The organism is Devosia sp. Z11_6, assembly GCF_058133665.1.
This window is the reverse complement of sequence record NZ_JBYUNQ010000004.1, coordinates 152,979-175,594: the sequence shown is the minus strand read 5'-3', so window position 1 is coordinate 175,594 and position 22,616 is coordinate 152,979. Positions and strand designations below refer to the sequence as shown.

General features: G+C 63.1%; 21 protein-coding genes. 7 read left to right on the top strand and 14 right to left on the bottom strand.

All coding sequences use genetic code 11. From position 1 onward, the window contains the following. Positions 1 to 23: 23 nt before the first annotated feature. On the top strand, positions 24 to 1,175 hold the full coding sequence (locus AC3YMN_RS13090; protein WP_489890344.1) for a DUF2865 domain-containing protein: 1,152 nt from the start codon (positions 24 to 26) through the stop codon (positions 1,173 to 1,175). Here AC3YMN_RS13090 and gltX read toward each other — a convergent pair. From gltX to AC3YMN_RS13075, 3 genes are all read right to left on the bottom strand, one after another. Next, positions 1,120 to 2,451: a glutamate--tRNA ligase gene (gene gltX, locus AC3YMN_RS13085; protein WP_489890343.1), complete on the bottom strand. Its 1,332-nt coding sequence runs from the start codon at positions 2,449 to 2,451 to the stop codon at positions 1,120 to 1,122. The two genes, AC3YMN_RS13090 and gltX, sit on opposite strands and share 56 nt — an antisense overlap. Then, a complete protein-coding gene (locus AC3YMN_RS13080; protein ID WP_489890342.1) occupies positions 2,448 to 4,115 on the bottom strand; it encodes an NAD+ synthase in 1,668 nt (555 codons plus the stop codon). Before AC3YMN_RS13080 ends, gltX begins: the two co-directional genes overlap by 4 nt. A gap of 117 nt (positions 4,116 to 4,232) precedes the next feature. Beyond that, a complete protein-coding gene (locus tag AC3YMN_RS13075) occupies positions 4,233 to 5,270 on the bottom strand; it encodes a hypothetical protein (protein WP_489890341.1) in 1,038 nt (345 codons plus the stop codon). 137 nt (positions 5,271 to 5,407) lie between these two features. Between AC3YMN_RS13075 and AC3YMN_RS13070 the strand changes: the two genes are divergently transcribed. Then, positions 5,408 to 5,902: a response regulator gene (locus tag AC3YMN_RS13070; protein ID WP_489890541.1), complete on the top strand. Its 495-nt coding sequence runs from the start codon at positions 5,408 to 5,410 to the stop codon at positions 5,900 to 5,902. Positions 5,903 to 5,915: 13 nt separating this feature from the next. On the opposite strand, the gene AC3YMN_RS13065 is transcribed toward AC3YMN_RS13070, so the two are convergent. From AC3YMN_RS13065 to rpiA, 5 genes are all read right to left on the bottom strand, one after another. Next, entirely contained in the window at positions 5,916 to 7,817 is a 1,902-nt protein-coding gene (locus AC3YMN_RS13065) for a PAS domain-containing protein (RefSeq protein WP_489890340.1), read from the bottom strand. Between the two features lie 101 nt (positions 7,818 to 7,918). Beyond that, positions 7,919 to 9,295: a class II 3-deoxy-7-phosphoheptulonate synthase gene (locus tag AC3YMN_RS13060; protein WP_489890339.1), complete on the bottom strand. Its 1,377-nt coding sequence runs from the start codon at positions 9,293 to 9,295 to the stop codon at positions 7,919 to 7,921. Between the two features lie 76 nt (positions 9,296 to 9,371). Continuing rightward, on the bottom strand, positions 9,372 to 10,745 hold the full coding sequence (gene gorA, locus AC3YMN_RS13055) for a glutathione-disulfide reductase (RefSeq protein WP_489890338.1): 1,374 nt from the start codon (positions 10,743 to 10,745) through the stop codon (positions 9,372 to 9,374). Positions 10,746 to 10,835: 90 nt separating this feature from the next. Continuing rightward, positions 10,836 to 11,339 (bottom strand): DUF2059 domain-containing protein, encoded by a 504-nt coding sequence (locus tag AC3YMN_RS13050; RefSeq protein WP_164854754.1) that lies wholly within the window; start codon positions 11,337 to 11,339, stop codon positions 10,836 to 10,838. A 46-nt stretch (positions 11,340 to 11,385) separates the two neighbouring features. Continuing rightward, positions 11,386 to 12,084 (bottom strand): ribose-5-phosphate isomerase RpiA, encoded by a 699-nt coding sequence (rpiA, locus tag AC3YMN_RS13045; protein ID WP_489890337.1) that lies wholly within the window; start codon positions 12,082 to 12,084, stop codon positions 11,386 to 11,388. 155 nt (positions 12,085 to 12,239) lie between these two features. On the opposite strand from rpiA, the gene moaA reads away from it, so the two are divergent. Continuing rightward, entirely contained in the window at positions 12,240 to 13,253 is a 1,014-nt protein-coding gene (moaA, locus tag AC3YMN_RS13040) for a GTP 3',8-cyclase MoaA (RefSeq protein WP_489890336.1), read from the top strand. On the opposite strand, the gene AC3YMN_RS13035 is transcribed toward moaA, so the two are convergent. The 3 genes from AC3YMN_RS13035 to AC3YMN_RS13025 form a co-directional block, all read right to left on the bottom strand. Continuing rightward, positions 13,240 to 13,644: a VOC family protein gene (locus AC3YMN_RS13035; RefSeq protein WP_127752401.1), complete on the bottom strand. Its 405-nt coding sequence runs from the start codon at positions 13,642 to 13,644 to the stop codon at positions 13,240 to 13,242. The two genes, moaA and AC3YMN_RS13035, sit on opposite strands and share 14 nt — an antisense overlap. Before the next feature lie 2 nt (positions 13,645 to 13,646). Then, on the bottom strand, positions 13,647 to 14,126 hold the full coding sequence (locus AC3YMN_RS13030) for an Lrp/AsnC family transcriptional regulator (protein ID WP_127755172.1): 480 nt from the start codon (positions 14,124 to 14,126) through the stop codon (positions 13,647 to 13,649). Positions 14,127 to 14,254: 128 nt separating this feature from the next. Continuing rightward, complete coding sequence (locus AC3YMN_RS13025) at positions 14,255 to 14,776, bottom strand: thermonuclease family protein (RefSeq protein ID WP_489890335.1); 522 nt, start codon at positions 14,774 to 14,776, stop codon at positions 14,255 to 14,257. Between the two features lie 125 nt (positions 14,777 to 14,901). Between AC3YMN_RS13025 and AC3YMN_RS13020 the strand changes: the two genes are divergently transcribed. Continuing rightward, positions 14,902 to 16,428, top strand: a complete 1,527-nt coding sequence (locus AC3YMN_RS13020) for a sensor histidine kinase (RefSeq protein ID WP_248305248.1) — start codon at positions 14,902 to 14,904, stop codon at positions 16,426 to 16,428. A 22-nt stretch (positions 16,429 to 16,450) separates the two neighbouring features. Here the strand turns inward: AC3YMN_RS13020 and cobT are convergent, their stop codons facing one another. Next, the gene (gene cobT, locus AC3YMN_RS13015; protein WP_489890333.1) at positions 16,451 to 17,467 is read right to left on the bottom strand and encodes a nicotinate-nucleotide--dimethylbenzimidazole phosphoribosyltransferase; all 1,017 of its coding nucleotides are present in this window, start codon (positions 17,465 to 17,467) and stop codon (positions 16,451 to 16,453) included. Positions 17,468 to 17,526: 59 nt separating this feature from the next. Here cobT and AC3YMN_RS13010 point away from each other — a divergent pair, with 59 nt between their 5' ends. Continuing rightward, on the top strand, positions 17,527 to 18,333 hold the full coding sequence (locus tag AC3YMN_RS13010) for an adenosylcobinamide-GDP ribazoletransferase (RefSeq protein ID WP_489890332.1): 807 nt from the start codon (positions 17,527 to 17,529) through the stop codon (positions 18,331 to 18,333). Between the two features lie 64 nt (positions 18,334 to 18,397). Beyond that, entirely contained in the window at positions 18,398 to 19,084 is a 687-nt protein-coding gene (locus AC3YMN_RS13005) for a retropepsin-like aspartic protease family protein (protein WP_489890331.1), read from the top strand. Here AC3YMN_RS13005 and dusA read toward each other — a convergent pair. Continuing rightward, positions 19,081 to 20,118 (bottom strand): tRNA dihydrouridine(20/20a) synthase DusA, encoded by a 1,038-nt coding sequence (gene dusA, locus AC3YMN_RS13000; RefSeq protein ID WP_489890330.1) that lies wholly within the window; start codon positions 20,116 to 20,118, stop codon positions 19,081 to 19,083. The two genes, AC3YMN_RS13005 and dusA, sit on opposite strands and share 4 nt — an antisense overlap. 139 nt (positions 20,119 to 20,257) lie before the next feature. Here dusA and AC3YMN_RS12995 point away from each other — a divergent pair, with 139 nt between their 5' ends. Further along, entirely contained in the window at positions 20,258 to 21,649 is a 1,392-nt protein-coding gene (locus AC3YMN_RS12995; protein ID WP_489890329.1) for an FGGY-family carbohydrate kinase, read from the top strand. Here AC3YMN_RS12995 and AC3YMN_RS12990 read toward each other — a convergent pair. Further along, positions 21,633 to 22,547, bottom strand: a complete 915-nt coding sequence (locus tag AC3YMN_RS12990) for a DMT family transporter (protein ID WP_489890328.1) — start codon at positions 22,545 to 22,547, stop codon at positions 21,633 to 21,635. The genes AC3YMN_RS12995 and AC3YMN_RS12990 overlap by 17 nt on opposite strands. Positions 22,548 to 22,616 lie beyond the last annotated feature (69 nt).

The following is a 22,616-nucleotide window of genomic DNA, read 5'->3' as shown; positions in this document are numbered from 1 at the left end:
CAAGCAAGGACCACGCATTGACTTTGAGCAGAACAACCCTGCGCCCGTTTCTCCTTTTGCTCGTGGCAGCTGTCTGCCTGCTGCTCGATGTTGGCACCGCGCATGCTCAGGCCGCCGCTTGCGCCCGGCTGGAAGACTCGCTGCGGCAATTCGATCGGAACGCGGACTTCCAGCAGCGGCAGGGCAATTCGCGCTCGGCCCGTCGCCTCGCTGATCAGGTGCAGAGCGCGGAAAGCCGTTACATCCGCGAAGGCTGCAATGATGACGCGCGGGCTGGCCGCACTCTGTCACCGCGCTGCCAGAGCATTGGACGCGATGTGCTGGACTTACGCGAACAATATGCCCAGGTCTCGCAGTCGGTGAATAGCGCCGGTGCGGTCGCCCAGCAGCGCGAAGCCATCCTGCAGGAACTGGCCCGCTTTGGTTGCGGCGCCGGCCGCGGCTCGAGCGCCGATTTCTCGCGCGAGCGGCAGTCGATCTTTGATCGCGTGTTCGGCACCACCACCCAGGGCGATTTCACCGATGGCGACCTGGTCGACGATGGCGCTTATTGGGGCAGTCAGGGCTCCAACACTGTGCGAACGCTTTGCGTGCGGTTGAGCGATGGTTACTTCTGGCCAATCAGCTACGCCACTTTGACCGATTATGTCGGCAATGACGCCCAGCAATGCCAGGCGATGTGTCCCAACACACCGGTGGAACTCTACTTCTACGACAATCCGGGTCAGGAAGTTGAGCAGATGCGCAACGTCAGTGGCCAGCCTTATTCCGCCTTGCCCAACGCGTTTAAATATCGCGAGGCGGTGGATATGCAAAGCAGCTGCCGTGCTACCCCGGCTGGCGGGGGCACGATCCGGAACGCCGTATCAGCTGACGGCCAGAACCGGACCATCGCTGAAGTATCAGGCGTGAGCTTCCCCCTGCCCCCGCGCGATCCCCGCCGGCAGATGCCAGCAGCCGTCGCGCCGGTCGAGGCGCCATTGCAAACGGCCACGCTGATCGATGTTCCTCTGCCGCGGCCGCGTCCTGCCGGCCCCGGCGAGACCCCGGTCACCCGGCCTGCGCCGCAAACCGCCGAAGACAAAAGCCTGCGGCTGGTTCAGTTCGGCGACAAGGTGGTCAGGGTAGTCGGTCCAGACACGCCTTACGCCCAAGCAGCGGCAGCAGGCTCTTAAGCTCGGGCCCATCGTGGCGACCGGTCAGTGCAAGGCGGAGGGGCAGGAACAAGCCCTTGCCCTTGCGGCCGGTCTGGGCCTTTACGGCCCCCGTCCACTCGCCCCAGGTCTCGATTGACCAGGGCTCAGCTGGCAGCAACTCGCGCGCGGCCACGAGGAAGTCGCGGTCTTCATCGGCGATCACCGGCTGCACCGGGCCGCGGATCAGCTTGGCCCATTCCACCACATCACCGAACTTGGCCAGGTTCTCGCGCAGCACCAGCCAGAGCGGCTCGCTATCGAGACCCAATTGCGCTAGGCGCGGCTGCGCTTCGGAATAAGGCATGGCGTGTAGGATACGCGAATTGAGCGTGTCCAGTTCAGCCGGATCGAACCGGGCCGGTCCATGCGAGATGGCCGCAAAGTCGAGCAATTCCGCCACGGCGTCCAATGAGGCATAGGGTTCCACAGGAATGCTCGTGCCGGTCAGCGTCGCCATGATGGCCACCGCCAGGGGCTCATAGCCTTCCTGCCGGAAGTCCGCGATCGACTGGGAGCCAAGCCGCTTGGAAAAGCCCTGCCCTTCGGCATCGGTCAGCAGATTGTGGTGCCCGAACTGCGGCACGGCCCCGCTCAAGGCTTCGAAGATCTCGATCTGCGTGCCCGTATTGGACACATGGTCCTCACCCCGAATCACATGGGTGATGCCCAGGTCGATGTCATCGACGACTGAGGGCAGCGTATAAAGGTAGGAGCCATCTTCGCGCACCAGCACCGGATCGGACATGGAGGCGGTGTTGACGGTCTGCGGCCCCTTGATCAGGTCATCGAACTGAACCGGCTTGCCATCGAGCTTGAAGCGCCAATGCGGGCGCCGTCCTTCGGCCTCGAGCCGCGCGCGATCTTCGGCCGTGAGTTTTAGCGCCGCCCGATCATAGATGGGAGGCTTGCCCATGGCCCGAGCCCGCTTGCGCCGCCGATCTAGCTCGTCCTCGGTTTCGTAGCAGGGATACAACCTACCCGCGGCGATCAACTGCTCGCGCGCCGCCTCGTAAAGCGCCGTCCGCTCCGATTGGCGCACCAGCAGATCGGGCTTCACGCCGAACCACGCCAGATCCACCTCAATGCCGTCGGCGAACTCACGGGTGGAGCGCGCCGCATCGGTGTCGTCCATGCGCAGCACATAGCGACCGCCATGCTGGCGAGCAAAGAACCAGTTCAGCAGCGCCGGCCGCGCATTGCCCAGGTGAATGCGCCCCGTGGGTGAGGGGGCCCAGCGTACAACAGGTGCGCTCATGCGCCGGTCCGATCGCGATAGCCATTGGTGATGGGATAGCGGCGCCCCATGCCAAAGGCACGCCAGGTCAGTTTGGGTCCGGGCGGCGATTGCCGGCGCTTGTATTCGGCGATGGTGATGAGCCGGTCGATGCGCTGCACCAGCGCCAGATCATGTCCCTTCGCTGTAACTTCGGCGATCGACAGCTCATCCTCGACCAGCCCCTCGATGATGGCATCGAGCGCCGGATAGGGCGGCAGGCTATCCTGGTCGGTCTGATCGGGACGCAGTTCTGCGCTTGGCGCCTTGTCGATGATGTTCTGCGGGATAACCGGGCCCGCCGGTCCGAGGCAATCGCCCGGCAGGTGCTTGTTGCGCCAATCCGCAAGCTTATAGACCTGCATCTTGAGCATATCCTTGAGCGGGTTGAAGCCCCCGTTCATGTCGCCATAGATGGTGGCGTAACCCACGGCCATTTCCGACTTGTTGCCCGTGCTCAGGAGCATCGAGCCCAGCTTGTTGGACACCGCCATCAGGATCACGCCGCGCATGCGCGACTGGATATTTTCTTCGGCAAGATCAGCGGGGCGGCCGGCAAAAATCGGTTCGAGTTCCTTGAGCGCCTGATCCACCGGCCCGCCGATAGCAACGACGTCATAGCGCACGCCCAGCAGTTCGGCGCATTGCTTGGCGTCCACAAGGCTTGCCTCGGAAGTGTAGTGATAGGGCAGCATGATGCAGTGGACATTCTCGGCGCCAAGCGCATCCACCGCCATCGCCGCCACCACCGCGCTGTCGATGCCGCCGGACAGCCCCAGCACCACCTGCTTGAAGCCGTTCTTTCGGACATAGTCGCGCAGTGCCAGCACGCAGGCACGCCACGGCGCTTCCTCCGGGGAAAGCTGCGGCTTGATCTGACCCTCCACACAGGTCCAGCGCCCGTCGCGGCGTTCCCAATCGGACAGGATAAAGTCCGGCGCGAAGGTTTCGCCGCGGAATACCAGCTTGTCCCCGGGCTCCATGCCAAAGGAAGCGCCATCATAAACCAGTTCGTCCTGCCCGCCGATCTGGTTGAGATACAGCATGGGCACATCGTCTTCGGAGGTACGGGCGCGCACCAGCCGGTCCCTGACTTCGTGCTTCTGCGACCAGTAAGGCGACCCGTTGGGGCAAAGCAGCAATTCCGCGCCAGCCTGGATCAGATGCTGGCACACCCAAGGGTGCCAGATGTCTTCGCAGATCGGCAACCCGATCGGCACGCCCTTGATCGTCACTGGTAGCGGGAGCGGTCCGGAGGTGAAGTAGCGCTCCTCGTAGAAAACGTCGTTGCGCGGCAGTTCGCGCTTGAAGCGGATGGCGGTGATCTCGCCTTTTTCGGCGACGATAAGCGCGTTGTGGAAGCCGGTTGCCGCCTGCCAAATGGTGGGAATGATCAGCGCCACATCGGTGCCGGCCGTGTCGGCTGCCAGATCCTGCGCCGCCTTGATGGCATCGGCCACGAATTGCGGCTTGAACAGAAGATCGTCCGCAATATAGCCGGTCAGGAAGAGTTCGGAGAGCAGCAGGATATCGGCTTTTGCGGCCCCCGCCTGCGCCAGCGCGCCACGCGCCAGCACCAGGTTTCCATCCAGATCGCCCACTTTGGGATTGAGCTGAGCAAGCGCGATACGCAGGTGGTCGGTCACGATATAGGCCTATAGCTGACGCGGATACGCTCCCTCCAGGGCGAACGAAGCGCGCGCAAGCCTTACCCACTCGCCCCCGGCAGAACAAGCCGGTAACGGCTGATCACGGCCGATGGTTCAGAAGCGGCCGGCCAGCTCAAACAGGGCGCCGTAGCGGAAGAATGAAAAGGGATTGTTGGTCGAGATATAGGACTGCCGCGAAAGATTGGGCGCCGTGTATGCCGGGTCCGCTGGCGTGCCATCGGGTTGGAAGGACGGTTGCGGCGGCGTCACCGTTGCAGTTTCGAAGGTCGCGTCGTACTCACCTTGGAGATAGGAAGCCCGGCCGCCGATCCGAACCGTCAGGTTCTCGGTTGGGTGAAAGCCAACCATTAACTTGCCCGCAGCGCCATAGGCGTAGCCACCGACGCTGGCCGCCGAGGCGAGGAAAGTGTTGCCGCCGAAATCTTCGGGCACCAGGTCCAGAGTCCCGAGAGTACCGTCCACCCATGCATAGGGCAATGCTGCAGCTTCTGCAGTGATGTCGAAAGCATCCGCCACTTCGAAGCGGCTAACCAGGCCGATCTTGGCCGCGTGGATGTCGAAGTTGTTGGGCTCGCTGTCGAACCCTATGGACCAGTCTCCAGTGGAACTGGACCAGGCGATGTCGCTGGCTGAACGAGCCGTAGTGAACGAAGCGCGGCCAGTATCGGGCGATTCATTGAAGTATTGGTAGCCGATCACAGCCCCGACGCCAAAGCTCTCATTGCCGAACGGCATCATGCCGAAGTCAGCACCGACATAGCCCAACCGCGCGCCAGGGAGATCGAAGGTCCCCCCGATGCCATCCGTGGAGTAGTCCCCGCTCGTAGCAAAGGCGTAACCGACATTGGCCTCCAAGAAGGAGCGCGTGCTGTCGTCATCGATGCGGACAAAGGCCTCCCCCGAATGGGAGGTGCTTTTGATGTCCTGCTCGTAGCCCTGAAGGGACAAGGATTGCTCGCCGAGCGAATACCAGTAGCGCACGCCCGCTTCGAAACGCAGCGGATTGTCTTCGCCAATCTGCCAGTTGGTGGGATAGGCGGTCCGCATTCCCCCATAGCCGTAGTCAGCCGCAGTTGCCGGCAAAGCAACGCTTCCGGCAAGCAGGGAGGCAATGGTGAGGGTGCGCTTCATCGGAACCTCTGAGACCCGGGCCGTTCAGCCCAACGCCACATTGATGCCTCATTAGGGTTAACAGTCCGCTAAGTGAAGACAGAGACTTTTCGCTAACTATCTTAAGGTGTAATCGGGTATAGGGCTGGCGGCGACCAATCACGGCGCAACCGAAGCCGGTCGAGCGAGTTGCCCTCCAGTACCCGACGAGAGTTTGCGTGATGAGTTGCAGAATACTGGTAGTTGAAGACGAGATCTTCGTTGCCACCGAAATCGAGCATGTCATCGCGGAAATGGGGCACCAGCCGGTGGGCATTGCTGCCGACCAGCGTACGGCCCTTAGCCTCGCGGCAACGACTGACGTTGCCCTCGTGGACCTCAATCTTGAGGATGGTCCTACCGGGGCGGCCATTGGCCGGGCTCTCAGCCAAACTCATGGCGTCACCGTACTGTTCATGACGGCCAACCCTTCGCAGCTTGGCACCGGCATTCCCGGCACTCTGGGCGTATTGCCCAAGCCGGTCACGGATAAGGAACTACGGGACGCTGTCGGGTATGCCGTGGCTCGGCGCCAGGCGCAGGAAGCTGCCCCGCCCCGTCGTTTACAGCTGTTTGATTGGCTCGACCCAACGCCCGAGCCTACGAAGTGCTGACCAAGCCGTTGCTCTAGCTCTGCAACCGCCCGGAGCGGCGCAGAGCCGTAGCAGGAAGGTCGACCTCGACCCTCAGCCCGTCCGCTTCCCAGATCCGCTCGACCTTGCCACGCATCTGGCCTTCCACGCTCAGGCTCACGAGGCGTGAGCCGAAACCTTCCGGTCGCCTCGCGCCATCAAGAACCGGACCGCCCCGCTCCTTCCAGGAGAGATGGTAGCCATCCTCGCTTACCCGGCCTTCCAGCACCACCTCCCCATCGGCAACGCTCAGCGCGCCGTATTTGGCGGCATTGGTGCCCAGCTCATGGAACAGGAGTGCAAGTGGAGTAGCCGCGCCATCATCGATCGGAGCGTCCTCACCGCGGAAGCTGACCCGCGCGGTACCCTCCCGGTGGTAGGCTTGCAGGAGGCGCTCGATCAAGGCCCAGAGTGAGCCCTGGTGTTCGGTGTCCTGTAAGCGGGCAGCATGGGGCCGGACAAAATCATGCGCCTCGCTCAGAGCGAAGATGCGCTGGCGCAGCTGATCGGCAAAGGGCTTGATCTCCGGCTGGCTGCGCGCCGACAGGCTGATGATGCCGGTTAATACCGCAAAGATGTTCTTGATTCGATGGCTCAGCTCCTGCGCCACCAGGTCCCGCTCGGTCGCTGCAAGCTTGGTCTCATGGATATCGGTGAGGGTGCCGAACCAGCGTATGATACGGTCCTGGCTATCACGGATCGGCAGCGCCAAACCCAAGGTCCAGCGGTACTCGCCGGTATGATGCCGCAGTCGGTACTCGATCTGGTATGGCTCGCCCATTTCCAGGGAGTTGCGCCAGATCGCCCAGGCTCGCTGCTGATCATCGGGGTGAAACAGGTTGTTCCAACCTTCCCCATCAGTGGACCCTTGCGGCACTCCAGTGAACTGGTACCAGCGGTCATTGTAATAGTCGTGAAAGCCGTCAGGCAGGGTCGACCACACCATTTGTGGCATGGCATTGGTCAGGGTGCGGAAGCGCAGCTCGCTTTCCGCCAGCGCATCCGACGCACGGCGCTGCTCGGTGACATCCACCACGACCCCGGGGAAGCGGATGGCATTGCCATCGTCGCCCAAACGAGGACGCCCCGAAGCGATAACCCACCTTATCGTGCCATCAGGTCCAAGCAGGCGATATTGCGAGCGGAAGGGTGAGCCGTCCGCCAAGGCGGCCCTGATCTCGACGCCCACCCGTTCCACGTCCTCGGGGTGAATGGCCTGCATGAAGCCTTCAAGCGCGATCCCGGTCTTGGCCGTGGGCGCATCGAGATTATACATGGTGGCGAATTTTTCGTCTGCGGTGACGCTGTTGGCCACAATGTCCCAATCCCAGGTTCCCACCAGGGTTGAGCTGTTCAAGGCAAGCGACAGTCGCTCCTCGCTGCGAGCCACGGCACGCTCGGCCAGCACTCGGGTGGTCGTTTCCTGAACTATGCAAAGCACCGCCAAAGGGGTGCCGTCTTCCGCCAGCACAGGGCTATAATGCAGGTCCAGCCACACCGCTTCAGGCGTGCCGTTGCGATTGAGGAGCAGTTCCTGCTCCTCGAGATGCAGGGTTTCCCCGCGCAGTCCCAAGTCAATCTTGTGGCGGTTGAACTCGGCAATTTCGGGCCAGGCCTGTTCGGCGGGAAGTCCGAAGATGTGTGGGTGCCGTTCGCCGGCGAAGACCGCATAGGCGTTGTTGTAGATCAGGATGCCCTGAGAGCCGATCAGCATGGCCATTGGCGTGGAGGTCGCGAGCATGACCCGGACGGCGCCCTTGAGGCTTTCCGGCCAAGCTGGAATTGGACCCAGCAGGTTGGAAGCCCAATCATAATGATTGATCAGTTTGATCGTCGGGTCCAGTTCGAGGCGGGCGCGCACCTCTGGCGATGCCGCAGGGAACAGGGATCTTGGCATGAACGACTTTCAGCAGGGTCAGCGAAGCGCTGGCATAGGACAGCAAGCCCGCCCGTCGATCAACACCCGGTCAGTGTTGATCGCGGCAGATCACGCGGCTGTTACTCGCCCGCCAGCGCGTGCTGCCGTGGCGGCTTTTGCGCATGCACCTCTTCGGCGACCAGGAAGGCCAGCTCCAGCGCCTGACTGGCGTTGAGGCGAGGGTCGCAATAAGTGTGATAGCGATCTGACAGCGAGGCCTCGGTTACTGCCGAAACGCCACCCACGCATTCGGTGACATCATCGCCCGTCATCTCGATATGGACCCCGCCGGCGTAAGTGCCCATTTCCCGATGCACTTCGAAAAAGGAGCGAACTTCGGACAACACGCGATCAAAGGGCCGCGTCTTGTAGCCCGTGGAGGCCTTGATGGTGTTGCCGTGCATCGGGTCACAGCACCAAACGACGGTACGCCCGGCGCGCTGCACGGTTTCAATCAGCCGCGGCAGATGCTCATGCACCTTTTCGGCGCCAAAGCGGCAGATCAGCGTGATACGGCCGGCCTCATCGGTCGGGTTCAGGCGATCCAACAGCCGCAACAAATCCTCGTTCGAGAGCGAAGGGCCACACTTGATGCCGATCGGGTTGTGGATGCCGGCGAAATATTCCACATGGGCGCCATCCGGCTGCCGGGTGCGATCGCCGATCCAGAGCATGTGACCCGACGTGGCGTACCAGTCATTGGTAATGGAATCGCGGCGGGTCAGCGCTTCTTCATAACCAAGGAGAAGCGCTTCATGGCTGGTGAAGAAACTGGTCTGACGCAAGGCCGGGGTATTGTCCGGGTTAAGGCCGAGCGCGGCCATGAAGGTGATGGCGTCGTCGATCTTGCGCGCTACTTCCTCGTAGCGCGGATACCAGTTCGAGCCCTTCATGAACCCGACGGTCCATTCATGGATGCGGGTCAGTTCGGCATAGCCGCCCGAGGCAAAGGCCCGCAGCAGGTTCAGCGTTGCCGCCGATTGCCGATAAGCCTGCAGCATGCGATCGGGGTCGGGCAGACGGGCGTTTTCGGTGAACTCGATGGCGTTGATGATATCGCCGCGATAGGAGGGCAGCTCCACCCCATCAATGACCTCCGTATCAGCGGAGCGGGGCTTGGCGAACTGGCCGGCAACGCGCCCGACCTTGACCACGGGTTTGGAGGCGCCATGGGTGAGCACCACGGCCATCTGGAGAAACACGCGGAAGAAATCGCGGATATGGTCGGCGCCGTGCTCGGCAAAGCTTTCGGCACAGTCCCCGCCTTGGAGCAGGAAGGCTTCGCCGCGCGCGACTGCCGCGAGCTTGGTCTTGAGGTCCCGTGCCTCGCCGGCAAATACCAGCGGCGGAAAGGTCGCCAACTGGCGCTCGGCTTCTGCCAACGCCACGGGATCGGGATAAGCGGGCACCTGCAGGATGGGCTTGTCGCGCCAGCTGCCGGGGGTCCAAGTGGTCATGGGTTGTCTCGCTTTCCCGCTATCCAGATCAGGCGCGGTCTACCAAGGCCGCGCGGGCCTGCCAAGCTTTATCGGCTCAGACCTTGGTGCCATCGCGGTAAACATAGGTTGGGCCCTTGAAGGTCACCAGTTCCTCGGCCGCGGTGGGATGAACGGCAATGGCCCGGTCGAAATCGGCCTTGCTGGCACCCATGCTCATCGGGATGGCGACCAGTTGGATCATCTCCCCTGCCCCCGGCCCGAGGATGTGGCAGCCCAGCACCTTGCCGCCATTGGCCTCGGTGATAAGCTTGAGGATCATGCGCTCCGTCCGCGTCGAGAGACTGTTCATCATCGGGCGGAAGCGCGCGATATAAACGTCGATATCGCCATGGGTCGCCGCTTCAGCCTCGGTCAGGCCAATGGCGCCGAGTTCCGGCTCGCTGAAAACCGCCGTCGGAATCAGGGAATGATCCACGGCCATGGGATTGTTGTTGAACACCGTTTCGGCGAAATACCAGCCTTCCCGGATTGCCACTGGGGTAAGCGCCGCCCGCCCGGTGACGTCGCCCACAGCATAGATGGATGGGCAGGACGAGCGCGAATATTCGTCCACCGCAATGGCGCCGCCGGCCGTCAGCTCGACACCGGCCGTTTCGAGACCCAGCCCCTCGACATTGGGCCGCCGCCCCACAGCGAACATCACCGCGCCAAAGGGCGCCGTGACCCCGTCGCTGAAGGTCGCGGCGATATCATCCCCCTGCTGCACCAGCGATTTGATCGTGGTCTGGTAGATCAGCCGGATGCCGCGTTCCTGCAGTCCGGCCTCAAGGCCGCGCCGCAGGTCGTCGTCGAAGCCGCGCATCACGCAGTCGCCGCGATAAACGATGCTGGTGTTGACGCCAAGTCCGGCAAAGATGGTGGCAAATTCCACCGCGATATAGCCGCCGCCTGCAATCAGGATCGAATGGGGCAAGCGCGGCAGGTCGAAGACTTCGTTGGACGTGATGGCAAGCTCGGCGCCCGGAATATCGGGAACAATGGGCTGCCCGCCGGTGGCCACAAGGATATGGTGCGCCTGCAGATCGCGATTGGACCTCAGCAGATGCACGCCATTGGGCCCGGTCACCACCGCCCGATCCTTGATCACCTCGACGCCGGGGTTTTCCAGATTGGTGGTGTAGGCGTGCTCGAGACGGCTGATTTCCTTTTCCTTGGCAGCCACAAGCGTGGGCCAATCAAAGGAAGCATCCACCTGCCAGCCAAAGCTGGAGGCGATGTCGAACAGCTCGTTGAAGCGGCTGGCATAGACATAGAGCTTTTTGGGTACGCAACCCCGGATCACGCAGGTCCCGCCAACGCGGAATTCTTCGATGATAGCGGTTCGCGCGCCATAGCTGGCGGCCATCCGTGCGGCGCGGACACCGCCGGAGCCCCCGCCGATCACGACCAGATCATATGCTTCGCTCATTGCAACGCCCCACAAGTACCGCCCCTAGATATGGAGCGGCGCATTGCATACAAAAAGACCCCGCACAAGGCGGGGTCATATGCGTCTGGATCAGATCTCGACGCCATTGGCGCGAAGCTCGCTTCGCACCTTGGCGAAGAACTCACGCTGCACATTGTTGGTGAACACCATCAAGACCCGTTGTAGGTCGGTATTCAGTTCTGAATTGGCTTGCGCCAGCTTCTGGCCGACTGGCGATTCGTAGAAGGCGACGATCTGCTGCAAGTCTTCGTTGGTGAAGCGCACCGCATAAACGCGGGCAAACTGGTCCATCAGTTCGCCCTTGCGGCCCTTGTACTCTTCCAACACCTTGGAAATGGCCTTGTCGGTGGCGTCGACCAGTTCGGGGTTCTGCTGGATGATCTGGCGCATGGTCTGCACGCCAGTTTCGACCAGGGTCACTTCATAGATGGCAGAGCGGTCCGTCAGTTCCACATATTTGCGCGCCAGAGCCAGTTGCTCAGGCGGCACTTCCTGGGCCATGGCGGGAGCGGCCAGGGCAAACAGCCCGGCGCTGAGTGTCACCGCGAGCAGCGCTTTAGCGCGCCCAGTCAAACCCCGTTTCGTCGAAAATGCCATCCTGATCGAACCTCGCTGTTGGTCAGTCCCCGCGCTGCATGGTTCTTACGCCATCCGGCGTCGCCACATAAGCGGTTTTGCACATGTTAAGAAAAAGCCCATGCTGCACCACCCCTGGTATGTCAAGGAGATCGCGCGACAGCGCTTCTGGCGTCGAAATGCGGCCAAAACAAGCATCAACGATCAGGTGACCGCCATCCGTATGGTAGGCCTGACCGTCGGCAATATGGCGCAGCTTGGCTTGGCCCTCGGCGCCATGGGCAGTCATTACTGCGTTGAGGGCTCGCATGGTGGCGCCAAAACCAAAGGCGTTGACCTCCACCGGAAGTGCAAACCTGCCCAATTGCTCCACGACCTTGGAGCCATCGGCAATTACGATCATTGCATCCGAGGCCGCCGCTACGATCTTTTCGCGCAGCAAGGCCCCGCCGGCGCCCTTGATCAAATTGAGGTGGGGGTCGATCTCGTCGGCACCGTCGACGGTGAGGTCAAGGCGATCGAGATGATCAAGGTCGCTGAGCGCGATGCCGAGGCCCATCGCCTGCTCGGCGGTGCGCTCCGAAGTGGGCACGCAGATGCACTCGAACCCCTGGGCCACTTTCTCGCCGAGCAGATCAACAAAGTGCCAAGCGGTCGAACCGGTGCCCAGGCCGAGCCGCATGCCGGGTTGAACCTGCAACAAGGCCATGCGAGCCGCTTCTCGTTTCAGATCATCGCTCACCGGCACATCCCCTGCTTTTGCGGCGGTGATGCCGGGCAATACTGCCCCGTGTCAACCCAGACCAAAGCAGGTCGCCAGAGGGATCAATGCTGCGGCCCAAGCAATTCCGGGCGAGCACGCTTTGAAATGAGCGCGAAGACGATTAGGTTGGCGCCATGACCAGCCCCGTCTCCGTTGCGCGACCGCTTGTTGATCGCTTCGGCCGCCATATTTCCTATTTGCGCATTTCGGTCACGGACCGGTGCGATTTCCGCTGCGTTTATTGCATGGCGGAAAACATGACCTTCCTGCCCAAGCGGGAAGTACTGAGCTTTGAGGAAATCGAGACCATTGCCGCGGCTTTCGTGCAACGCGGCGTCACCAAGCTGCGCCTGACGGGCGGCGAACCCCTGGTGCGGCGCGACATTCTTGATCTGGTGCGCAGCCTGGGCCGACATCTCGAGCATGGCCTTGAAGAGCTGACCATGACCACCAATGGCAGTCAGCTCAGCCGTTTTGCCGACGACCTCTTCAAGGCGGGCATGCGGCGGATCAACGTGTCCCTCGATACCCTCGATCCGGACCGCTTTGCGCAAATCACTCGCCGGGGCCGGATGACCGATGTGATGGCCGGCATTGACACCGCGCAAGCGGCGGGCCTGCAGATCAAGATCAACATGGTGGCGATGCGCGGCGTCAACGAAGACGAGATCGAGCCCATGATGGAGTGGGCGCATGGCCGGGGCATGGGGCTGACACTGATCGAAGGCATGCCACTGGGGGAAGTTGGGCTCGACCGGGTCGACAGCTATCTGCCCCTGCGTGAGCTACGCGACCGGCTGGCTCGCCGCTGGACCTTGAGCAAGCTCGACCAGCGTACCGGTGGCCCCGCCCGCTATCTGCATGTCGCTGAAACTGGGGGTGTTCTGGGCTTCATCACCCCGATGAGCCACAATTTCTGCGAAAGCTGCAACCGGGTCCGCCTGACCGCGACTGGCCAGCTTTTCCTCTGCCTAGGGCAGGAAGATCAGGTTAATCTCCGCGACGCGCTGCGCGAGGGCGGTGCTGAAGCGCTCGATGCGGCGCTGGACCATGCCATGCTGATCAAGCCCAAGGGCCATGACTTCGTGATCGACCGGGCGCGGCCTGCACCGGCACTGGGGCGGCACATGTCGGTTACGGGCGGCTAGCCGCCCGTTCCGCGAGTTCGACGATGATCCCATCGGGATCACGGCAGAACGCCACCCGCTTGAACACGTCTTGGTTATGCGCGAGACGTGGACGCTCGATGATTTCGAGCCCCTCTTCCTCGAGCCGTTGCACCACGGGGTCGATGTCGGAGAAGGCAAAGGTCATGTGGCGCATGCCCGCCGTTTGCGGCGGCACATCCTGGGCTCGGGTCACCGGCTCGGCCGGCGCGAAGATTTCGAGCATGCCGCCGCCGGCATCAAGGAAGGCCACTTCGCCAGAGGATGCCGGCTTGCGCAGATGCAGGCGCAATCCCAGCAGATCGCAATAGAACCAGATGGTCCGATCAAGATCGCCCGAAGTCATGCCGATATGTTCGAACCCCTGCAGCATGGCTATTTATCGTCATCGACAACGAGGGCGAAGTCCAGCGGCAAGGCGGTCGTGTACTTGATCTGCTCCATGGCAAAGCTCGAGCTCACATCGGTGAGGGCAATCTTGGTGATGAGCTTTTTGTAGAAGGTGTCGTAGGCGGCAATATCGGGCACCACGATGCGCAGGAGATAATCGATGTCTCCGCTCATGCGATAGAACTCGACCACCTCGGCGAAATCTTCCACCACCGCTGCGAATTTGCGCAGCCAGCCTTCGCTGTGCTCATTGGTCTTGACCGACACGAACACCGTGACCCCAGCATTGACCTTGACGGGATCCAGAACGGCAACGCGCCGCTTGATCACGCCTTCTTCTTCCATTTTCTGGATGCGACGCCAGCATGGGGTCGTTGACAGACCCACTTTGCGGCCGATTTCAGCAACCGGCATGGTCGCGTCTTTCTGCAGCAAGGTCAGTATTTTACGATCGATCTTGTCCAGCGCCATCTCGCCCCCGCGAAAACCTATTCCGTCTCAAGCCAGTTTGTCGGCTCGATTTAGGTTGTTAACTGCCACATTCCGGCGAGCGCCGCAATAATCTTGCGCCAACGACTGATTGGCCTCGCGGATTAGAAGAACGGCAACCAGTCCCAGACCGCCTCGGGACGGTCCTGCTGGTCCCGCCATTCGCGCGGGGGCACGAAGGAGCCGCTCCAGATATCCAGCCCGGCGGCCTGGGCGGCCCTTTGCTCGCGATCATAGTCACCCGACGAAAGCGCCCAGCCCTCGGCGACCATCCGGCCGCCAAGATCCTGGGATCCGATGCTGCAGCGCGCGAGCAAGCGATCATATTTGTCCCGGCCTTCGGCGCGGCAGTCGAGGTCACCCGAGCGCAGCAATTGCGCCATGCGGTCGCGAGCCGCTTGTCCGCAGGGCCAGTTCGCTCCGTCGCGGCGACAGGTCTGGTTGAGTTCGGGAGCGTCGAGGCCGAGCAAACGGACACGTTGCTCGCCCAAGCGCAAGCTGTCGCCATCGCTGGCGCGCCCGGCGCCGCCCACCGGCGGGAGATCGGGCTCGAGCCATGCGGCCAACCCCGCCACGAGGGCGAGAATCATCATTGCCGCAAGCGAGCCGCGTCGTCCGGCGAACACTCGCCTTTGCCTTAGATATCGATTCAGGACTTCACCGCCCGTTAACTACGCCATCGCTAGTGTTCAGCTGTGAGCGTAGCGAATGCGTTTCTGGTTCGCATCACTTAGTACCGAGTAAGAGTTCAATGCCGTCCTGGGCCACGATCGACGCTGACGTCCGCTCGCTTATGGGGCGTGACACCAAGCGCAACGCACAAAAGACCGTGCTGGATGCGCGCCAACGCCTGACGTCCAGTTCGGGCACCCGCGCAGCGTTCGATTTCGAGCTGCTGCATGACTATGCCAGCGCCCGGCTCGCTGCGGCATTGCCAATGGCCGCCATCGTGGTCATCCTGTCCTTTGTCTCCAGTTTCTGGGTGCCGCCGCTCTTTGCCACCCTCTGGGCAGGGACGGTCCTGCTCAGCCTTCTCGTGATCGTGCTGGTCGCGCGGCGCTTCAAAGCGAGTGATCCCGCCAAGTTCAATGCCGGTCAGTGGACGGCAAGCTTTGTCGCTTGCGAGACTGTTTATGGTCTCGCCTGGTCGCTGCTGGCCCTCTTTACCTTGGTAGCCAGTCCCGAGAGCCTGACGCCGGTGATGTTCGCCATGGTGCTGGTGAGCGTGGCGGCCAATGCTGTGGCCACCCACACCCTGCCGCCCGCCACCTTGATGAGCACGCTGCCGGTGACGCTCACCGTCTCCATCAACCTCATCGCCCTGGGCGGCACGCTCAACTTCATGCTGGCGGCCGTTGCGGTCTGTGGCGAAGTTTTCTTTGTTTACCTGGCGCGTCAGCTGCACGCGTCCGAACTCGAAACCGTCACCCACCAGGCGGAAAAAGACACGCTGATCGGCGAGCTCGAAGAAGCCCGGCATATGTCCGATGAAGCCCGGCGCCATGCCGAGCAGGCCAATATCGCCAAGTCGCAGTTTCTTGCCACCATGAGCCACGAACTGCGCACCCCGCTCAACGCGATCATCGGCTTTTCCGAAGTGCTGCAGTCCGAATTGCTTGGCCCCCATCAGGTGCCGCAATACAAGGAATATGCCGGGGACATTCACGCCAGCGGCCAGCACCTGCTCAATCTCATAAACGAACTGCTCGATCTCAGCCGCATCGAGGCGGGCAAATACGAGCTCAACGAAGAGATCGTCTCGCTCGTCGATATTGCCGCGGATTGCCGCCGCATGATGGAGCTGCGCGCCAAGGCGAAGGGCATCGAGCTGGTGTTCAATGTCGGCAACAACCTGCCCCGCCTATGGGGCGATGAGCGCGCCATCCGCCAGGTGATCCTCAACCTGCTCAGCAATGCCATCAAGTTCACGCCCCAGAACGGCAAGATCACTCTCGTCGTGACGCGGAGCGGCGATGGCGGGCAGCTGATCTCGGTCAAGGACAACGGCCCCGGCATTCCCGAGGACGAGATTGCCACCGTGCTGTCCTCGTTCGGCCAGGGCTCGCTGGCCCAAAAGACCGCCGAACAAGGCGCGGGGCTTGGGCTGCCGATCGTCCAGAAGATCATGGAACTGCACCAGGGGCGCTTTGATCTCTTCTCCAAGGTGCGCTTTGGCACCGAAGTGATCGCGACCTTCCCCCGCGCCCGGGTCATGGATGCCCTGGCGCCCGTGGTGCAGAAAAAAGACCGGCTGCAGATCTATTCCGAAGCGGGCTGACCCGCTTCGGCGTTCTTGCGCGTCAGGAGCGGTCGGTAACCGCCGCGCTTTCAAAGGTTGCCATGTTGTTGTGCAGGTGCAGCGCGGTCTTGACCAGCACTGCCGCCAGCGCGGCCCCACTCCCCTCACCCAGCCGCATGCCAAGATCGAGCAGCCCCGTCTGCCCCATCGCCTCAAGTGCCCGGCGGTGCCCCGGCTCGGCCGACACATGGGCAAAGAGGCAATGATCGATGGCATTGGGATGCACGGCATGGGCTATCGCCGCCGCTGACGTTGCCACAAAGCCGTCCACGATCACCGGCACCTTTTGATGGCGCGCGGCAATGATCGCGCCCAGCATGGCCGCAATCTCGCGCCCGCCAAGCCGAGCAAGGATCGCCAGCGGATGATCCAGGTCGCCCTTGTGCAAAGCCAGCGCGCGGTCCACGGCATCCGCCTTGCGCGCCAGGCCCGCATCGTCCACGCCGGTGCCGCGCCCCACCCAGTCGCGCCCGCTGCCGCCATAAAGCGCCGCATAGATCGCGGCCGCCACCGTGGTATTGCCGATGCCCATTTCTCCGATGCAGATCAGGTCGGGCTTGCCGGCGATTGCTTCCATGCCATAGGCGATGGTTGCCGCGCACATCTTGTCGTCAAGCGCCGCGGTCTGCGTGATGTCGCCCGTGGGCAGTTCCAGCGCCAGTTCGAACACGCGCAGATTGATCTCGTGCAGGGCGCAGATCTGGGAGATCGCCGCCCCTCCTTCCGTGAAATTGGCGACCATCTGCGCGGTCACCTCGCGCGGAAACGCCGACACGCCCTGGTCGGTCACCCCATGATTGCCGGCAAAGATCGTGACCATGGGATTGTCGAGCCGCGGCTTGGCCCGACCCTGCCAGCGCGCCAGGAATTCCACCAACTCCTCGAGCTTGCCCATCGAGCCCGCGGGCTTGGTCAGGTGCCGCTCGCGCTCGCGCACTGCGCTGACTGCCTGCTCGTCGCCTTCGGGCAGGATCGTCAGCAGTTCGAGCACATCGGCATAGGCTGGGTGTAGGGGCATGGAGAAACCGGACAACGAGTGGTAGGGAAGGCCGGACTTCTGGCGCAGATGGGAGCGAAATGCAATTGAACGGAGCGCGACCGCGCCGCTGGTCCACGGTGCGGGCCGATCTGCTGATGGCCATCCGCTTCTTTTCGCGCCTGCCCACCGGATCTGCACCCCACGAGCTGCCACAGCTCGATCGCATGGCCCCGGTCCTGCCGCTCGCCAGCATCCTGATCGGGCTTGGACCCGCTTTCACCCTCCTTGTCGCCCCGCATCTGGGCATGCCGCCCTTGCTTGCCGCCGCTCTTGCCGTTGCCGTGCTGGTGATTGCCGGCGGCGCCATGGCCGAGGATGCGCTGGCTGACAGCGCCGACGGATTGTTTGGCGGCCACACGGTCGAGCGCCGGCTCGAAATCATGAAGGATAGCCGGCACGGCACCTATGGCGTCGCTGGCCTTTGCCTTTTGCTCCTGATGCGGGTCGCGGCGCTGGCGAGCCTTGTGGCTGTCGATCCGCTTGGGGCCGCCATCCTCTGGCTGGGGGCGCAAGTGCTGGCCCGTTCGGGAGCATTGTGGCTCGCCGTGGCCCTGCCACCCGCCCGGCGCGACGGTGCCTCGGCCACGGCGGGCAGCCTCAGCCGCGCGGCGTTTGCCATTGGGCTGGCCCTCGCCCTAGTGCTGTTCACCCTCAGCACCTGGCCTTTGGGCAACTGGCTCGCTCCGCTCCTCGCCCTGCCGCTTGCTGGCGTAGCCACGCTGGCTTGGGCGGGGCTTTGCCGGCGTTCGCTGGGCGGCCAGACCGGCGACGTGGTTGGTGGCCTCGTCGCGCTTCTCGAGATTGTCGCACTCGCGGTTCTCGTGTGCTTTGCCGCCGGGCCTTGAAATCGCCCCCGAGTTTTCCTTTATGCTGTGAGATGATTTGCACAGCTAGGAACAGGGCGCAGGCATGATCTTTATCGGCATCGCCCTTCTGGTTGCTGTTGGCCTGGCCGCTCTCGTCAGCAGTGATGCGGGTGCCCTTCTGGGCCTCACCCAGGCGCAAACGGCCCAACTCCTGCCGCTCCTGATCCTGCTCGTTGTTTTTGCCGGCGGCGCCTTTGGCCGGCGCCGGCGCGCGTCCGAACTCTTCGGTGCCATTGGTCTATGGGTCGCGATCTTCGCGATAGCGGCCGTCTCCTATAGTTACCGCGATGAACTGGTGGGCATTGCCGGGCGGGTTGCCGGCGAGTTGCGCCCGGGGGTTGCCGTCGTAGATGCCGAGCGCGGTACCGCTACCTTCCGGCGCGGCATGGGCGGGCATTTCGAAATCGCCGCCACGATCAACGGCCACACCACCCCGATGATCTTCGATACGGGCGCCAGCGCGGTGGTCTTGACCGAGGCCGATGCGGAAGCCGCCGGCATCGACACCAGCAGGCTGCGCTACTCGATCCCCGTCGCCACCGCCAACGGCACCGGCCAGGCGGCGCGGGTGCGGCTCGATCAGATCGAAGTGGGCGGTATCGTGCGCGAGGGGGTCACCGCCTTTGTGGCCGAGCGCAACGCGCTCGAGACCAGTCTACTGGGCATGACTTATCTCGAAACCCTGAGCCGCTACAGCGTGTCCCAGAACTCGCTCGAACTGGTCGACTAGCCAGCCATCCGCAGGGCCGAAGCTTCGAGGGCATCGAGCGCGCGCAGGATGACGCCTTCGTCCGCTCCTGCCCGGCAGGCATCAACGCTCAGGATCTGCCGGAACTGCCGCGCCCCGGGCAGTCCATTTGCCAGGCCCAGCATATGCCGGGTCACCGCATTGACCCGCATGCCAGTGCGGCGCTCGCGGGCGGCATAGTCGGCCATTGCCTGCATCACCTCGGCCAGCCCGGGCGCCGGTTCGCTTGCGCCAAAGAAGCGCCGATCCACCTCGGCCAGCAGCATGGGCGTATGATAAGCGGCCCGCCCCAGCATTACCCCGTCGGTATGGGCCAGATGCGCCTCGGCCTGTTCCAGGGTCTCGATGCCACCATTGATCATCACCGGCAGCGGCGATAGGCGCGCCCGCAGCCGATAGACCCGATCATAGTCCAGTGGTGGAATGGTACGGTTTTCCTTGGGTGACAGCCCCTTCAGCCACGCCTTGCGGGCATGCACGTAAAGCGCGTCAACGCCCGCTTCCACCATGGCATCGGCAAAGCGATCCAAACCGGTTTCGGTGTCCTGGTCGTCGATACCGATGCGGCACTTGACCGTCACCGGCCGGTCGGTGGCATCGCGCATGGCCCGCACGCATTGCGCCACCAGTTCCGGCTCGGCCATCAGGCAGGCGCCGAACCGGCCCGATTGCACCCGATCAGAGGGGCATCCCACATTCAGATTGATCTCGGCGAAACCTGCCGCATCCGCAAGGCGCGTGGCGGCCGCAAGCTCGTGCGGGTCCGACCCACCCAGTTGCACGGCCACCGGCTGCTCGACCGGATCGAGCCGCAAGTGTCGGCTCGCATCGCCATGCACCAGCGCCGCGCTCGTCACCATTTCGGTGAACAGCAGCGCGCGCTTGGTCAGAAGGCGGTGAAAATATCGACACCTGGGGTCAGTCCATTCCATCATCGGTGCCACGGAAAAGCGGCGGGCTTCGCGCAGCGAGACGGGTACGGTGGGGACTTGGGCTGGCGAAGGGGCAGTGTTCATGGGCCCTATTTACGCGCTTGCCCGCGTTCTTCAACCGCCAAGGGCAAACCGGGCCCTCAAAACTGCGTTGCCGATCGCACCAACTAGCGCGCGTCTACCTTCTGCAGTACTGCAGGAGGGTCTGCTTGGAACTGCTGCAATGCCCGATCCTCGACTGGTAGCCGTCATCGATATTGGCAAGACCAACGCCAAATTGGTGCTGATCGATACGGTGAACGCTGCACAAGTGGCGAGCCGCAGCACGCCCAACAGCGTGGTCCGCGGCGGGCCCTACCCCCATGCCGATCTGGACCGGCTTTGGTCCTTTATCCTCGCGAGCCTTCAAGCAATGCATGCCGAGCACGGCGTCGAGGGCATTTCGATCACCACCCATGGCGCGACGGCTGCCCTGCTGGCCGGGAACGAGCTGGCCCTCCCTGTACTGGATTATGAATATGCCGGGCCCGATGCCCTCGCCACCCAGTACCGGGCTGTACGCCCCGTTTTTGCCGAGACATTGTCGCCCAGTCTGCCCGGTGGACTGAACCTGGGGGCGCAGCTCTTCTGGCAAGCCCGCAAATTCCCCGATGCGTTTGCCGGCGTGACCCATATCCTACCCTATCCGCAATACTGGGCCTGGCGGCTCACCGGGGTTCTCGCCAGCGAGGTCACCTCGCTCGGCTGCCACACCGATCTGTGGGCGCCGGCGCAGGGCAAGTTCTCATCGCTGGTGACGAGCCAGGGTTGGGAAAAACTTTTCGCCCCCATCCGCCCTGCCGCGAGCATTATCGGTACGATCAAGGCAGAGATCAGCGCCCAGACCGGACTGCCCCCGGACACGCCGGTCACCTCAGGCATTCACGACTCCAACGCTTCGCTGCTGCCGCATCTCGGTCGGCAGCAGGCGCCGGTCACGATCCTTTCCACCGGCACCTGGACGATCGCTATGACAATCGGCGGCAAGACCCAACGGCTCGATGAGCGCCGCGACAGCCTCGCCAATGTGGACGCGTTCGGCCGGCCGGTACCCACCGCCCGCTTTATGGGCGGTCGGGAATTTGACGCTCTTGTCGGCACCTATGTCGAACCCACAAGCGCCGAGCTCCCTGCGGTGATCGCCGGCGACATACAGGCCCTGCCCAGCTTTGCTCCCGGCGTTGGCCCCTTCCCGGCGGCTACGGGGCGCTGGACAACCGATCCCGACCGATTGTCGCCGGGCGAACGATCGGCTGCCACCGCGCTCTATCTCGCGCTGGTGACGCAGACCTGCTTTGAACTCTGCGGGCTGGGCGAGGAGATCATCATCGAGGGGCCCTTTGCGCGCAATGGGCTGTTCGCGGCGGCGCTCGCCCAGCTCACCGGCGTGCCCGTCAGCGCTTCGGCCGACAGCACCGGCACCAGTCTTGGAGCCAGCATGTTGTTTGGCGGCCCCAAGCCGGGCTCAAGCCGTGGAAAGCCCATCGCGCCCTTGGCCCTGCCGCAACTGGATACCTATGCCGCCACCTGGCGTGAGCGAGCCATGGCGGCCCGCCCCGTCAGCGTTGCTCCGTGACGGGACCCACCGGCTTGGACAAGGCGCGCTCGCGCAGCCAGATGTAAAAGCCGCTGCCGACAACAATGGGCGCGCCAAGCAAGAACCAGATGTCAGGCGGCTGGTTGAAGACGATCCAGCTCAGCGCGGCGATGAAGATGATCTGCACATAAGAGAACGGTGCGAGGGTGGAGGCCGGCGCAAAGCGATGCGCCACCGTCACAAACTGATGGCCGAGAAAACCGATCACCCCGACAGCGGCAAAAACCACCCAGTCGAGCGTTGTCGTTGGCCAGATCCAATCGGCAAAGGCGAAGGGCAACAGCAAGACCACCGCCACGGCGCCGGTATAAAACTGCTGGGTTGCGGCCGAGTCCACCCCCGCCAGGCGCCGGGTCAGCAGCACATAGGCACCGTAGAACCCAGCACCGGCGAGCGACAGCAGCGTGGCCGGCTGGAAGGCTTCACTGCCCGGATGGACGATGATCAGGATGCCGATGAACCCCACGCCAATGGCGGTCCAGCGTCGCCAGCCCACCTGCTCGTGCAGAAACACGACTGAGAGCAGGCAGATGATCAGCGGTGTTGTAAAGCCGATAGCGCCGGTGACCGTCAGTGGCAGATAGCGCACCGCCGTGAAGTTACACAGGCTCGATCCGAGCAGCGCGAGTGCCCGCACGATCTGGATCCGGAGATTGGCGGTGCGCACCAGATCGCGACCACCATTGGGCAGGTTGACCGCTGAAACAATCACGAGGTGCACGAAATAGCGGGCAAAGATGATCTGCATCGCTGGCAAGCCAACCAGGCCGAGCCATTTGGCTGAGCCATCAAGGCAGGTAAACAGCAGATTGGCGCACAGCACGAGGCCGATGCCAAACAGGCGGCGCTCCTCGAGGGGAGCAATAGTCGTCGACATGAAGCGGATCCGGAGCGCCGCAGGAGAACGCGGCACCGGCAGGTTGGCCGCACCCACCGCGCCCTGTCA